The organism is Ensifer sp. BR816, assembly GCF_000378985.1.
Taxonomy (GTDB): domain Bacteria; phylum Pseudomonadota; class Alphaproteobacteria; order Rhizobiales; family Rhizobiaceae; genus Sinorhizobium.
The window spans coordinates 3953906-3968181 of the sequence record NZ_KB905370.1; the positions used below are offsets into that span (position 1 = coordinate 3953906).

The following is a 14276-nucleotide window of genomic DNA, read 5'->3' on the forward strand; positions in this document are numbered from 1 at the left end:
CGGCTGCGCCGGAGCCATTGCCATATTGGCCAACGGGCGGCGAAGATCGTTTTCGATCCGTGGTCGAGCGTCTTCAGTTTTGTGGCATTTGAATGACCTTGAGGACGGCCAGCCATCCGGAACCCCGTGTGCGTCCGCGAGAAACCTTACGCGAAATAGCCCGGATGGTCCTCTCGAAGGGCCTCAACGTCAGGGATCACAGCGCCGAGATGGCGCATCATCGCTTCGCAGGCGCGGGCCTCGTCCCGTGCCGAAATCGCATCGCGGATCGCTCTATGTTCTTCGATAACGACTGCCATCCTACCGGTCACCGGCAAGGTCAGGCGGCGGGCACGATCGATCTGCAGCTTCACCGTCTTGACGAGCGTCCAGATGTTTGGATAGCCGGCAATCGATGAAATGGCTTCGTGAAACGCTTCGTCCTCCTCATAAAACAGCGACGTCTCGTTCCGCTCGGCATGACCCCGCTGACGAGCGATGATCGCATCGAGGCGCCCGACATCCTCGGCTGTGGCGACCTCAGCAGCGCGCTCCACGGTGGTGCGCTCCAGCGACTTGCGAATGACGACCGCCTCGGGAATGGCTGAAATCGGGATCCGCGAGACGAAGGTGCCCGATTGCGGGAAGATCTCGATGAGGCCCGTTTCAGCGAGCCGCAGAAGCGCCTCGCGCACCGGCGTGCGACTGACTCCGAATTCCTCCGCAATGCGTTTTTCCTGCAGCGACATTCCTGGCTTCAACTCGAGCGACGCGATCGCAGCATGGAGTTGCTGATAGATGGCGGCCGCCGTCGTCACGCGGCGAAGCCTTATGCCGTTTGCCCCATCTGAAGGTTGATGCCGCAATGCCGAACGCCCTGTTTGACAGTCTTTGCTATACTAGTATATCAATTTGCAAGCCTTGCCAATCGAGGCGGGAGGAGGAGTTCCATGCGGCTTTCAAGATTGACGCTCGACCGCCTGCCGGAAATCGTGAAGCAGCCGGACTACGATCCGGCACGCGTGACCGTAGGCATCGTCCATCTCGGCATCGGCGCCTTTCACCGCGCGCACCAGGCAGTCTTCACGGATGCGATCCTCGCCGGCGATCCCGCCTGGGGGATCTCGGGCGTCTCGCTCCGCAGCCCTGATACGCGGGATGCACTCCAGCCACAGGACGGGCTCTACACCCTGAAGATCCAGGATGGCGAAGGCGAGCAGTTGCAGGTGATCGGCAGCGTCGTCGAATTGCTGTGCGCGCCGGAGGACCCGGAAGCGGTCATCGCGCGGATGGCCGATCCTGCCACGCGCATCGTTTCGCTGACGATCACCGAGAAGGGCTATTGCCACAATCCCGCAACCGGCGCGCTGGACGAAGCGCATCCCGACATCATCCATGATCTCGGGAATCCGCGGCAACCGCGTTCGGCGATCGGCTTCATTGTCGAGGCGCTTGCCCGAAGGGCAAAAGCGGGCGTCGCACCGTTCACGTTGCTGACCTGCGACAATCTTCCGTCCAACGGCCACGTATTGAAGCGCGTGGTCTCACGCTTCGCGGAACTGCGCGATCCGGTTCTCGCCGAATTCGTCCGCGGCGTCGCCTCGCCCTCGACCATGGTCGACCGGATCGTGCCGGCGACGACCGACAGCGACCGGCAGGCGATAGCAGCTTCGCTTGGTGTCGACGATGCCTGGCCGATCATGACCGAGCCTTTTCAGCAATGGGTCATCGAGGACGATTTCCCGCTTGGCCGCCCGGCCTGGGAGAGATCGGGGGCCGTCTTCGTCGACAACGTCGCCGTGTTCGAGATGATGAAGCTCCGGCTGCTCAACGGCAGCCATTCGACGCTTGCCTATCTCGGCTACCTGGCCGGCGCCGAGACGGTGGCCGAAGCCATGGTCCTTCCCGGCATGGAAAAGCTCATCGAAGGGCTGATGCGTGAGGAGGCTACCCCGACCCTGCCGCCGCTCCCGGGCTTCGATCTTGGCGACTACCGCGCCGATCTCCTGCGACGATTCCGCAATCCGAAGCTCCGCCACCGGACCTGGCAGATCGCCATGGACGGCTCGCAGAAGCTGCCGCAACGCCTGCTCGGCACGATCCGCGACCGCCTGACGGCCGGCGCCGGCTACGAGCGGCTGGCGCTCGGCGTCGCCGCCTGGATGCGCTATGCGCGCGGACTGGACGAGCAGGGCCGGGAGATCGACGTCCGCGATCCGCATGCCGCCCGCATCGCCGGGCTGGTCCGGGAGATCGACGAACCGGCGCAGATCGTCGACGCCTTCCTGACGATGCAGGACGTGTTCGGCGCAGATCTGGCGACGAGTCATCCATTCCGCCTCGCCCTCGTCAAGGCTCTGACGCAGCTCTTCGAAGAGGGTTCGGCCAGGACGCTTTGCGCTTACGCGCAATAGGACCCATGATGGCCTTGCGACCGGAAGAACGGTCTTCCGATGCGCGCGCCATCCAGCAGACGGCGCGGAAGTGCAAGCTCGAGCCGTATCCCTCCAAAAAGGGGCTTTTCAGCGATACCCGGCGAAAGCGAAGATGCCGCATGATATATTGCCGCCAATGCTCGTCCGGTCTTGCCTAAAGGCATGGGGGTACCGATGCCTCTGTTCATTGTACGACATCAGCACCCGCCCGAAGCCTGCCCCGCGCGCGATCCGGCCATGGGCGTGATGCTGCTGAACCATCTGAGCAGGCCAAGCGCCGCTCGCCACGGCGTCGTTATCAAGGGCGAGGCCGTCGTTCGCGGTGCACATTCGCTGTTCTTCATCGCCGAGGCGGCGGACGAGACCGCCCTCCAGGCGTTCTTGACGCCGTTCCGGCAGGCCGGCGAGGTCGAAGTGATGGCGGCGTCGACCTGCGCCGAGGTGGTTGCGAGCGGCGGCTGCGATGCGCCCCCGGCAGACATTTCGGCGGCGCTGCTCGATCCGGCCGATGCCTGCCAGGAAGCGATCGAGGCTGGGCTTCTCGTTCACCGTGCCTATCCGCTGAACGGCGAGACGTCGGTGCCGGACCTCGCTGGCGGGGCCGTCATGCCCAACGGCCGGTTCTACCTGCGCAACCATTTCGATATCCCGAACCTCGATGGCGAGCGCTATCGGCTTTCGGTCGGCGGGCTGGTCGAGAGACCCCTGAACCTCAGCATGAGAGACCTTCACAATCTTCATGCCGAGAGCCTCGTGGTCACCCTCGAATGTGCCGGCAACGGCCGCAGCCTGTTCGATCCGCAGGTACCCGGCGAGGCCTGGGGCATGGGCGCCGTCAGCACCGCCGAATGGACCGGCGTTCCGCTGGTCGAGGTGATCGAGCGGGCAGGCCTGCGCCCCGGCGCGACGCAACTCACGTTTCGCGGCGCGGACGGTGGCCTCGTCGAGGGTCACGATGCACCGATCCGTTTCGAGCGCGGCCTCACCTTCGACCAGATCCGCGAAACGGGAGCGCTGCTCGCCTACGAGATGAACGGCGAGCCGCTGTCGCCGCCGCACGGCTACCCGCTGCGGCTGGTCGTGCCCGGCTGGTACGCCGTGGCATCCGTGAAGTGGCTGACCGAGATCATCGTCACCGACAGGCCCTGCGAGGCCCATTATCAGACGGAAAAGTACTGGTACGAGTGGATACGCAACGGGCACGACGAGCGCGCGGCGGTGACGCTCATGAATGTGCGGGCGCTGATCGCTTCGCCCGATCAAGGCGAGAGCCTGCCGCGCGGCGAGACGGCGATCCGCGGTGTCGCATGGTCAGGCGCCGGGAGCATAGCGAGGGTCGATGTCAGCCTGAACGACGGGCCGTGGCATGAGGCACGGCTTGTCGGCGAACGGCGGCGCTCTGCATGGCAATGGTGGGAACTGATCACCCGTCTGGATCAGACGGGGCCGCTTGTCGTGCGGGCGCGCGCCACCGACATGGCGGGCAGGACTCAGCCCGAGCGCGCCGAGTGGAACCGTCTCGGCTACGGCAACAACTCGATCCACTGCGTGACCGCACAGGTGATCTGAAGCCTGCAGCAGGCCTCCATTCTCGCTCATGCTAAGGCCGGCGCCCTCTTGCTTCGTCCGCCGTCAGCGCCGTGTCGCGGGTGCCGGAGACGATGATCTCCAGCACCTCGTGCTCGTCGGTATTCCGGATGTGACGGTCGCCGACATATTCGCCGCGCTTTAGTACCATGACACGGTCGCCGACGGCGAAGATGTCGACGAGCCGGTGCGAGATGATAATCTGGGCGACGCCCTGCCTCTTCAGCTCGAGCATGGTCTCGAGCAGCCGTTCAGTCGCCATGACCGAAAGGTTGGCGGTCGGTTCATCGAGGATGACGACGCGCGGCTCGAACGAGATCGCCCGAGCGATCGCGACCGACTGCTGGCGACCGCCCGAGAGGCTTTCGACCTTCTGGTAGACCGAGTTCACATCGACCTTCAACCGCTTCAGCACGCGGTCGGCTTCCGCATACATCGCCCGCCGGTCGACGAAGGGGCCTTTCAGCGGCCAGCGGCCGAGAAAGATGTTCTGGCCGACATCCATGTTTCCGCAGAGCGCGAAGTCCTGGTAGATCATCTCGATGCCGGCGTCGCGGCTTTCATGCGGGCTCTTGAACTGCACCGGCTGACCGGCAACGAGGATTTCGCCCGCGTCGCGCTGATAGGCGCCTGTCAGGATCTTCATCAGCGTCGACTTGCCGGCCGAGTTGTCGCCGACGAGACCGAGGATTTCGCCGGGATAGAGGACGAGATCGACCTTGCGAAGCGCCTGCACGGCGCCGAAAGCCTTTTCGATCCCACGCATCTCGACGATCGGCCGGGGCGATTGCGTATCAGCCATGGCTGCCCGCTCCTTTCGGCGACGGCCTCGCGAAACGCGCCCGCAGCGTTCCGAGTATGTTGGCCTGGCGCACCCATATATCGATCAGCACGGCGACGATCAGGATGACGCCGATGAAGACGTTGATCCAGTGCTGTGGCATGGTGAATCCTTGGACGTTCAATTGCAGCAGCGCCCGGATCAGGGTGATGACTGCGGCACCGGCGAGCGCGCCGATCATTGTCCCATGCCCGCCGAAGATCGATCCGCCGCCGATGATCACTGAGGCGATGGCATCGAGCTCGCGGAACTGGCCGGCAACCGGGTTGAAGCTGCGGAAATAGGCAACATTGATGAGCCCGGCCATGGTTGCGCAGAGCGCCGCCAGCATCAGCGACAGGAAGCGTATGCGGCTGGTGTTGATGCCGGCATAGGCGGCCGCGCGGCTGTTGCCCCCGGTGGCGCAGACCTTGAGCCCGAACGGCGTATAGGCAAGCACGATGCCGGCGACCACGGCGACGAGGAACATCCAGATTGTCTGCACGCTGACGACCTCCGTGACGGTCCGGATGATGCCCGGCGGCAGCGAGACGCTGAAATAAAGGAGGACGTCGCTAACCTTGCGGCCAATGAGATTGTAGGCCTCGCTCCAGCCGGTCAATTGCTGCCCGGCGACGAACCAGGCGGCGAGGCCACGGGCGATATAGAACATGCCGAGCGTGGCGATGAAGGAAGGCAATTTGAAACCGACAGTCATTGTCGCGTTGACGAGCCCCGCGGCCATGCCGGCGATAAGCCCCATCGCGATCGCCGTCATCGGATCGGCGCCGAGCACCTTGAGGAAATAGGCCGCCGTGCTGCCGGCAAGCGCGAGCACCGCGCCGACCGAGAGGTCGATGTCTCCGGCCGCGATCACATAGGTGAGCCCGATGGTGATCAGCGCCAGCTCCGTATAGTTGAGCAGGATGGCGAAGGTGTTGGAGAGGTTCCACCAATAGTCCGGGCGAAGCACCAACCCCGTGAGCCACAGCACAGCGGCAAGGATGATGGCGAGCGCATCGCGCCGCGCCAGGAATTTGCCGAAGCCCGTCGCCGACAGCGCCATGTCCGCCGCCATCGCTCCCTTGGTCTGCACGCCCTCCAGCGCAACGCCACCCATCTCCATGGCTTGAGGCGGCGGCTGCCGGCGCAGCCAGGCCCAGAAGCGGGCCAGCACCTGCCGGCGAATGAGATAGGGCTCGATCAGCACCGCGATGACGAGGAGAAGACCGAGGAAGACCAGCACTGCACCTGCCGGCAGCGTATAGCGGGCGCTGACCGCAATGCTCTCGCCGTCGATGATGACGGTGCGCGTGATCGGCCAGCCTTCGCGCAGCACCTTGTCGATGAGGACGACCAGTGCGGCGCCGAGGCAGGAGCCGATGACCCGTCCGCGGCCGCCGAGGATCGACGCCCCGCCGATGATCACCGAGGCGATCACGGTCAGCTCCCAACTGACGCCATAGAGCGGGGTCACCCCCTTGTCCTGGGCGGCCGCCAAGAGGGCGGCGACGGTCGCCGAAAGCGATGAGATCAGATAGGCGCGAATGCGCACCCAGTTCGCCGGGATGCCGGCATAGACCGCCGCCTGTTCGTTGCCGCCGGTGGCGAAGGTTTCGTAGCCCCACCGCGTCTTGGCAAGCACAATCGCGCCGGCGGCCGCGACGATGGCGAAGATGGCGATCTGGTTGTTGAAGCCGAGGACATTCGTCTCGCCCAGATGAAAGAAAGTGGGATACTCCCTGGCCTTGCCCGAATAGTAGATGGCCTGGCCATGCGTCAGCGCCAGCACGAAGCCGCGGCCGATGAACAGAATCGTCAGCGTAGCGATGAAGGCCGGGACTTTGAGGAGCGTGACGAGCACGCCGTTGACGAGGCCGATCGCGGCGCCGAGAAGCAGACAGAGGACGATGGTGGCGACGAGGCCGAAATCGAGAAAGCTGGGCGCGAAGAGCCTCGCGAAGACGACGGCGATCAGGCCATAGGTTGAGCCGACGGAAAGGTCGAGATCCTTGTTGACGATGACGAAGGTCATGCCGACGGCGATGATCCCGACGCGGGAGGTGTCGCGAAGAAGCGCGTGGAAACCCTCGGTCGAGCCGAAAAAGGTCGGGTTGACGACCGCTCCGGCAAGATAGAGTAGCGCGATGAAAACGAGCAGCCCGCCCTCCCAGCTGCCGGCGAGCTGGGAAGGTGCGCGGCCGAGCGATGTCGTCTCGGTCGGTATCATATGGGGATCTGCCGCTTGCGCATCGCACGATGATGCGACCCGTTCGAAACGGATGCCGATGCCTTACCCCCTCTGGCCTGCCGGCCATCTCCCCCACAAGGGGGGAGACGACTCGCCGCGCGGCCTTCATCTCCCGCTAAGCGTCCCGCTTGCGGAAACCTTTCGTTGGAGCGATTGCGCAGCCGCACATATTCTCCCCCCTTGTGGGGGAGATGGCCGGCAGGCCAGAGGGGGTGTGCTGCCGCCATCATTCCACTCCAGCCACCATTCAATTCTCGAACCGCTTGCCGACCTTTGCGACGTTCTCCTTCGTCACGAGCTGGGCACGCGTGTCGAGATTGGCGGCGGAAATGCCGCGGTCGATCTGCAGATAGAGCTGCATGACCGGCCAGAAGCCCTGCAGGAAAGGCTGCTGCCCGAGCGAACCGGTCAGGTTGCCGGCGGCGATGCCTTCCTGCTGCGCCGGACCGAGATCGAAGCCGTAAGCGCAGAACTTGCCGGTCCAGCCCATCTGCTCGACCGCCTTGACGAGCGGCGGCGTGAAGACGTTGTTGGCCGTAAAGGCGCCAACCGCGTCGCCGCGCGACTCGAAGAGGGTCACGAGCGCGTTGACCGGATCGTTCGGGTTGGTATCGATGCCGACATTCTCCGGCCCGGCATCCACCTTGAAGGCGTCGAGCTTGCCGGCATCCTTCAGCGTCTTGACGATCGCGTTGAAGGCAGCGGTGACGCGGTTGTTGACCTCGATGTTGCCCATTGCCGTCGAGGACGGGAGCAGGATCGAGCCGCTGGTCTTGCCGCTGTCGAGCACGCATTTGGCAAGTGCTTCGCCGCCGATCGCGGCAGCGGAGGCATCCTGGCCGGTGTGGCTGATGCCGCTGCGGTTGAGGATCGTTTCGTCGAACGAGTTGGTGGTGGCGACCGGAATGCCGGCCGCCTCGGCCGCCTTGACGATATCGTTATAGGCGCCAACCTGCGGCGTCGTCATGATGATGCCGTCGATTTTCGGATCGCGGATGATCTGGTTGAGGATCTCGATTTCGCGCGCCGGGTCGTCCACCGGCGATTCCGAGCCGAGCAAAAGGATCTCGGCGCCGATCATGTTGCCGGCTACCCTCGCCCCGACATAGACCGGATCGAAGAAGCCGTTGCCGGCCGTGTGGGTCACGATCGCGAAGGTCAGATGACCGTCGGCGGAATGGAAGTTCTTCGTTTCCGGGGCTTCCTTGGCGGCCTCGTCGAAATTGTAGCCGCCGACGGCCTTCTCGACGCTGCCCGATTGCGCGAATGCGGATGTAACGCCAATTGATAACGCCGCGGCGGAGACCGCGGAGAGCAAAATTCGCCTCATGGCTTTCCTCCCTCGGATCACTCGAGTCCAGGTTCCGACAACCGGAGCCTGCGTGATCGCTTCCCAATGGCTAAAGCGCGTCGCATGCAAACGCCTTCGCGCTGGGCGCGCGCTTTAGGTCTTTGTTTTTTGTGCATGCCGTTGCCCCAAAACCGCTGCGCACTTTTAGGCGACATGCACGAGAGTGGGATACGGGTGGAAAACCGCGCACACTTTGCCCCCTCCCCGCTCCAAGTATCAGCGGGCGAAAGCGGTTCGAGCGCAGTTGTCGAGAGGTGCGTCGAAGGCTTCCTCCCAGCCGCCTATTTTCTGCGCAGTTGGAGCACAAGTAAATGGCGAACTTTGCGGGCGGCGACCGGGCGCCCGCACCGGGATTTCTTACCCGGACGAGCGAATCCCGCAGGCGATATCCGTTTCGCGCAGGCTTTTTTGATCTGCGTCATTCCAGACAGTTGATGGACAGCTTCGGCGGGACAACATCGCCTCCCGCGAGCATTATCTGCTCGCGATCATTCGAAAGGGAATATGAATGGAAAGGCGTGATTTCCTCCGTGGCCTGGCCTTGCTCGCCGCTTGCCCGCTCTGCGTCAAGACGGCTTACGCCGCCGAAGGCGTGCACTGGAGCTATGAAGGCGAAGAGGGGCCCGAGCATTGGGGCTCCCTGAGCAAGGAGAACAGTGCCTGTTCGGCCGGCTCGCAGCAATCGCCGATCGACATCACGGGCGCGATCAAGGCCGAGATCCCGGACCTCGCGACCGACTGGAAGAGCGGCGGCACGATCCTCAACAACGGCCATACGATCCAGGTGAAGGCCGCCGGCGGCACGCTCAAGCGCGGCGACAAGACCTATGATCTGGTGCAATACCATTTCCACGCGCCGAGCGAGCATCTGGTCGACGGCAAGAGCTTCCCGATGGAGGTGCATTTTGTCCATAAGAACGCCGAAACGGGCGCGCTCGGCGTGCTCGGCGTTTTCCTGATCCCCGGTGCGGCCAACCCGACCTTCGCGAGCCTCGCGGCCAAGTTCCCGCAGAAGGCCGGCGAGGAGGTTGCGCTGGACGCCGTCGACCCGAAGGGCCTGCTGCCCGCCTCGCTCAAATACTGGGCCTATGAAGGATCGCTCACCACACCGCCCTGCAGCGAGATCGTCGACTGGATGGTGGCGATGGATCCGATCGAGGTCGATCCCTCCGATATCAAGAAGTTCACGGCGCTCTATTCGATGAACGCGCGGCCTGCGGTTGCCGGCAACCGTCGCTACGTCCTGAGCTCGAGCTAGAGCATGTCGCCCAGCGCCTCGCATGAAAATGTGACGCGCTTCAATCGGGTGCTTTCGGCAGCGGTCGCTTCTCCTGACGGCTGCTGGGCCACCCCGGCAATGGCTTTGCCGGGGTGGCTTTCGCGATGGCGCATTCGCCAACGCTTGCGTAAACAACCCTTCGCTGCAAATGTCCCTCGGGACGAAGAGCCACCCCTGGCTCGATGGCTCCACCAGCAACGAGGGCAACCCATGTTCGATCTTACCGGCAAGACAGCGCTCGTCACGGGCGGCGGACGCGGCCTCGGCCTGGAAATGGCGAGCGCGCTCGCCAAGGCCGGCGCCTGGACGGTGATCAACGGCCGCAGCCGGAAAAGCCTCGAAGAGGCGCGCGAGCGGCTTGCCGGCGAGGGCATTGCGATCGGCATCGCACCGGGCGATATCACCCGCGATGTCGGATCCATCCTCGCCCAGGTGGCCGACAGGACCGGCCAGCTCGACATTCTCGTCCATGCGGTCGGCGAGCGCGACAGGCGCGGCACCGAGGCGATGGAGCCGGAGGATTTCGCGCAGCTCCTGAATACTGACCTGACCGCGGCCTATGCGGTGGCGAGAACCGCCCTTCCGCTTCTGCAGCGTTCCACCGCCGGCCGACTGATCTTCGTGACGTCGATCGCAGCCTTTGCCGCCCGGGCCGGCGACCCGGCCTATACGGCGGCAAAGGGCGGGCTTTCGGCGCTGACGCGCTCGCTTGCCGTCGAGCACGGTGCCGACAACCTTACCGTCAACGCAATCGCACCCGGCTGGTTCGCGACCGAGACCAACGCGCATCTGGCCGCCGATCCAGCGCTGCAGGCCTTCGTCGAAGTGCGCATTCCGTTGAAACGCTGGGGCCGCCCCGAGGAGATCGCGCCTGCCGCCGTCTTCCTCGCCTCGCCGGCGGCAAGCTTCGTCAACGGCATCACCCTCACAGTCGACGGCGGCATGACCGTGCAGATGTGAAGCTGCCGAAGCGAGCGGAATAGCATCTTGGCTGGTAGGGGTGGCACCCCCTCTGCCCTGCCGGGATCTCCCCCACAAGGGGGAGATCGGCTGAAAGCGCGGCGCTGCCCAACCGTGAGCTGGCAAAAGCGTAAGTCACAGGGCTTCCGATTGAGGCGAAGGGGAATTTGCTTGAATGGGAGGCCGCCGCTTGCCGATCTCCCCCCTTGTGGGGGAGATGCCCGGCAGGGCAGAGGGGTACCGACACCCGCTGGCCCAATTTGCAGTCCAATCAAGAACGGTAAGCGGGTTCTGCTACATTCTGCGTGCTCTGCACGCGCGCGCGCCCCTACCCGCCCTTCGCGTCCTCCGTCCCACGCAGCATGCGGATCAGCCCGGAGAAATCCTCGGCCCCATGGCCGAGCTTCTCGAACAGGCTGTAGAGCTGCGCCGCCTGTGCGCCCATCGGCGTCGCCGCTCCGCTCGCGCTTGCCGCCTGCTGCGCCAGTTTCAGGTCTTTCAGCATCAGGCTTGCCATGAAGCCCGGCTTGTAGTCGTTGTTGGCCGGCGACGCCGGGACGGGGCCTGGCACCGGGCAGTAGCTCGTCAGCGACCAGCACTGGCCGGACGAGGTGGAGGCCACGTCGAAGAGCGCCTGGTGCGACAGGCCGAGCCGTTCGGCGAGCACGAAGGCCTCGCAGACCGCTGCCATCGAGACGCCGAGGATCATGTTGTTGCAGATCTTGGCGGCCTGGCCGGCGCCGGCATCGCCGCAATGGACGATCTTCTTGCCCATTGCTTCGAGCATGTGCTTGCCGCGGGAAAAGGCGCCGTCGCTGCCGCCGACCATGAAGGTGAGCGTCCCGGCGGCCGCACCCGCGGTGCCGCCGGAGACCGGCGCATCGAGCGACGGGCAGCCGGCCTTGTCTGCGAAGCCATGCACCTTGCGGGCGCTTTCCACGTCGATCGTCGAGCTGTCGATGATCAGCGTGCCCGGATCGACGAAGCCGAGCAATTCGTCCCAGACATAGATGACGTGCGAACCCGCCGGCAGCATGGTGATGACGCATTCGGATTCGCGCACCGCCTGGGAGATCGATCCGGCCACGGAAACGCCCGACTTGGCGGCCGCGTTGCGCGAGGCCTCCGACAGGTCGAAGCCGGTAACGGCGTGACCCGCCTTCACCAGATTGGCGGCCATCGGACCGCCCATATTGCCAAGCCCGATAAAGGCGATCTTCGTCATCTTGCCTCTCCTCCTCCTCAACTCACATCCAGCGTCCTGCGCCGGTCGGCGCGATCGTCCCTAGCCGCCGGCAAAGAGCGGCGCGCCGTCATGGCGCGCGAAGCGCGCAAGCGTCTGCGGCGTGACGTCCGGAAGCCCGACCGACCATTTGGGATTGCGATCCTTGTCGATCACCGCGGCGCGCACACCCTCGTAGAAATCGGGGTTCGAGAGCATGGCGACGCAGCCCGCATATTCCCGCTCCAGGCACGCGTTCAGCGTTTCGCTACCGCGTCCGGCTCTCAGCAGCGAAAGAGTGAGCTTCAGGCTGATCGCCGAGCGCGTCTTCAGGAGCGCAAGCGTCTCGCGGGCGAAGTCCGAACCGTCCTTTTCCAGTGCCGCGAAGATTTCCTCGACCGTGTCGAAGGCGAAGCAGCGGTCGATGAGGGCACTGTGCGCGAGCAGCGCTGAGGCCGGCGCCTCGCTTGAGACGGCGCGGATCGCGGCCGAAACATCCTCGGCGGTGGCCGATGAGGGAAGCTTGACGAGGGAGGCTATCAGCCCGTCGATCTTCTCCGACGGAACGAAGCTGTCGGCAAGCCGCGCGTAGATTGCCGCCGCAGCCCCGACGTCACGGCCGGTGAGACCGAGATAGGTGCCGAACTCGCCCGGCGCCCGCGGCAGGAGCCAGGTCGCCCCGACATCGGTGAAATAGCCGATCCCCGTTTCAGGCATGGCGAACCGCGTTCTCTCGGTGACGATGCGGTGGCTGCCATGGGCGGAAATGCCGACTCCGCCGCCCATCACAATGCCGTCCATGATGGCGATATAGGGCTTGCCATAAGCGGAAATGCGGCTGTTGACGATGAACTCCTCGCGCCAGAATTGCGCCCCTTCCTCGGGGCGTTCGCGGCCGCCCTCGTAGATCATGCGGATGTCGCCGCCGGCACAAAGCCCGCGCTCGCCCTCGCCGGTGACGAGCACGGCGGCAATCGCCGGATCGCCCTCGAACTCGGTGAGCGCCGCGGCGATCGCTCGGATCATCGGCTGATTGAGGCTGTTCAGCGCGCGCGGCCGGTTGAGCCGGAGCCTGCCGATCGCGCCTTGGCGTTCGACGATGACCTCCGGTTGAGCGGTCTGCATCTCCATAAGATGTCCTTCCTATTTCCGTCCCATGACGGCGCGCGACACGATCAGCCGCATGATCTCGTTCGTTCCTTCGAGTATCTGGTGCACCCTCAGGTCCCTGACAATCTTCTCGACGCCGTAATCGGCGAGATAGCCGTAGCCGCCATGCAGCTGCAGCGCGTCGTTGGCGACAGCAAAGCAGCGATCCGTGACAAAACGTTTGGCCATGGCGCAGAGCTTGGTCGCCTCCGCATCTCCGCCGTCGAGCGCGGCGGCCGCACGCCAGAGGAAGGTGCGGGCGATCTCGAGATCGGTCGCCATGTCGGCAAGGCGGAACTGCAGCGCCTGGAATTCGCCGATCGCCTTGCCGAACGCGCGGCGCTCCTGGACATAGGCAAGCGCCTTGTCGAAGGCGGCCTGCGCCCCGCCGAGCGAGGCGGCGGCAATATTCAGCCGGCCGCCATCAAGGCCGGCCATGGCGATCCTGAAGCCCTCGCCCTCGGCCCCCAGCCGGTTTTCCACGGGAACGCGGACATTGTCGAGCATCACCGCCCGCGTCGGCTGGGCGTGCCAGCCCATCTTCTTCTCATTGGCGCCGAAGGTAAGGCCGGCCACGTCCTTGTCGACGACGAAGGCGGAAATCCCCTTCGGCCCCTCCTCGCCGGTGCGTGCCATGACGATGTAGAGGCCGGATTCGCCGGCACCGGAAATGAACTGCTTCTGCCCGGTGAGCAGATAGGCGTCGCCCTCACGCACGGCCTTCGTCTTCAGCGCCGCCGCATCCGAGCCGGAACCGGGCTCGGTCAGGCAATAGCTGGCCAATATCTCCATGGTGAGCAGCCGCGGCAGCAGCCGCTGGCGCTGCTCGTCCGTGCCGTAGCGGTCGATCATGCCGGCGCACATGTTGTGGATCGAGACGAAGGAGGCGACCGCCGGGCAGCCGGTCGCCAGCGACTCGATGATCATCGCGGCGTCGAGGCGTGTCAGCCCCGTGCCGCCGACGTCGTCGCGGACATAGATGCCGGCCATGCCGAGCGCGGCGGCGGCGCGCAGCGTCTCCACCGGAAAATGCTTCCGCTGGTCCCAATCGACGGCATGGGGCGCGAGTTCGTCCCGGGCGAAATCGAGCGCCATCGCGCGGATGGCTTGCTGCTCCTCCGACAGGCGAAATTCCATATGCATGTCCTCCCTGACCCGCATAGTGACGATGTGGCGCTGTAGTTACATCAAATCTCGCACAGGCACAGACGCAAATTCTCACAGTATCTGTTCAAAAACGAAC

Annotated in this window: 11 protein-coding genes; 4 read left to right on the forward strand and 7 right to left on the reverse strand. The window is 64.7% G+C overall.

The window, feature by feature from the left end:
* Positions 1-146 precede the first annotated feature (146 nt).
* Positions 147-845, reverse strand: a complete 699-nt coding sequence (locus RHIBR816_RS0119015) for a GntR family transcriptional regulator (protein WP_026187188.1) — start codon at positions 843-845, stop codon at positions 147-149.
* Between the two features lie 84 nt (positions 846-929).
* Between RHIBR816_RS0119015 and RHIBR816_RS0119020 the strand changes: the two genes are divergently transcribed.
* Together RHIBR816_RS0119020 and RHIBR816_RS0119025 are read left to right on the forward strand one after the other, a co-directional pair.
* On the forward strand, positions 930-2393 hold the full coding sequence (locus RHIBR816_RS0119020) for a mannitol dehydrogenase family protein (RefSeq protein ID WP_018238173.1): 1464 nt from the start codon (positions 930-932) through the stop codon (positions 2391-2393).
* A 195-nt stretch (positions 2394-2588) separates the two neighbouring features.
* The gene (locus RHIBR816_RS0119025; protein ID WP_026187189.1) at positions 2589-3983 is read left to right on the forward strand and encodes a sulfite oxidase; all 1395 of its coding nucleotides are present in this window, start codon (positions 2589-2591) and stop codon (positions 3981-3983) included.
* 31 nt (positions 3984-4014) lie between these two features.
* Here RHIBR816_RS0119025 and RHIBR816_RS0119030 read toward each other — a convergent pair whose 3' ends face one another.
* The 3 genes from RHIBR816_RS0119030 to RHIBR816_RS0119040 form a co-directional block, all read right to left on the reverse strand.
* Positions 4015-4803, reverse strand: coding sequence for an ATP-binding cassette domain-containing protein (locus RHIBR816_RS0119030; RefSeq protein ID WP_018238175.1), 789 nt, complete (start codon positions 4801-4803; stop codon positions 4015-4017).
* Positions 4796-7051: an ABC transporter permease gene (locus RHIBR816_RS0119035; protein ID WP_018238176.1), complete on the reverse strand. Its 2256-nt coding sequence runs from the start codon at positions 7049-7051 to the stop codon at positions 4796-4798. The genes RHIBR816_RS0119030 and RHIBR816_RS0119035 overlap by 8 nt, the downstream gene beginning before the upstream one ends.
* 268 nt (positions 7052-7319) lie before the next feature.
* A complete protein-coding gene (locus RHIBR816_RS0119040; protein ID WP_018238177.1) occupies positions 7320-8402 on the reverse strand; it encodes a substrate-binding domain-containing protein in 1083 nt (360 codons plus the stop codon).
* 529 nt (positions 8403-8931) lie between these two features.
* On the opposite strand from RHIBR816_RS0119040, the gene RHIBR816_RS0119045 reads away from it, so the two are divergent.
* Both RHIBR816_RS0119045 and RHIBR816_RS0119055 read left to right on the forward strand, forming a co-directional pair.
* Complete coding sequence (locus tag RHIBR816_RS0119045; RefSeq protein ID WP_018238178.1) at positions 8932-9681, forward strand: carbonic anhydrase; 750 nt, start codon at positions 8932-8934, stop codon at positions 9679-9681.
* A gap of 231 nt (positions 9682-9912) precedes the next feature.
* Positions 9913-10662: an SDR family oxidoreductase gene (locus tag RHIBR816_RS0119055; RefSeq protein WP_018238180.1), complete on the forward strand. Its 750-nt coding sequence runs from the start codon at positions 9913-9915 to the stop codon at positions 10660-10662.
* A gap of 328 nt (positions 10663-10990) precedes the next feature.
* Here the strand turns inward: RHIBR816_RS0119055 and mmsB are convergent, their stop codons facing one another.
* From mmsB to RHIBR816_RS0119070, 3 genes are read right to left on the reverse strand one after another with little or no spacing between them, the layout of a single operon-like run.
* A complete protein-coding gene (gene mmsB, locus RHIBR816_RS0119060) occupies positions 10991-11887 on the reverse strand; it encodes a 3-hydroxyisobutyrate dehydrogenase (RefSeq protein ID WP_018238181.1) in 897 nt (298 codons plus the stop codon).
* Positions 11888-11947: 60 nt separating this feature from the next.
* On the reverse strand, positions 11948-13015 hold the full coding sequence (locus RHIBR816_RS0119065; protein WP_018238182.1) for an enoyl-CoA hydratase/isomerase family protein: 1068 nt from the start codon (positions 13013-13015) through the stop codon (positions 11948-11950).
* 12 nt (positions 13016-13027) lie between these two features.
* Positions 13028-14170 (reverse strand): isobutyryl-CoA dehydrogenase, encoded by a 1143-nt coding sequence (locus RHIBR816_RS0119070; protein ID WP_018238183.1) that lies wholly within the window; start codon positions 14168-14170, stop codon positions 13028-13030.
* Between the last annotated feature and the right edge of the window lie 106 nt (positions 14171-14276).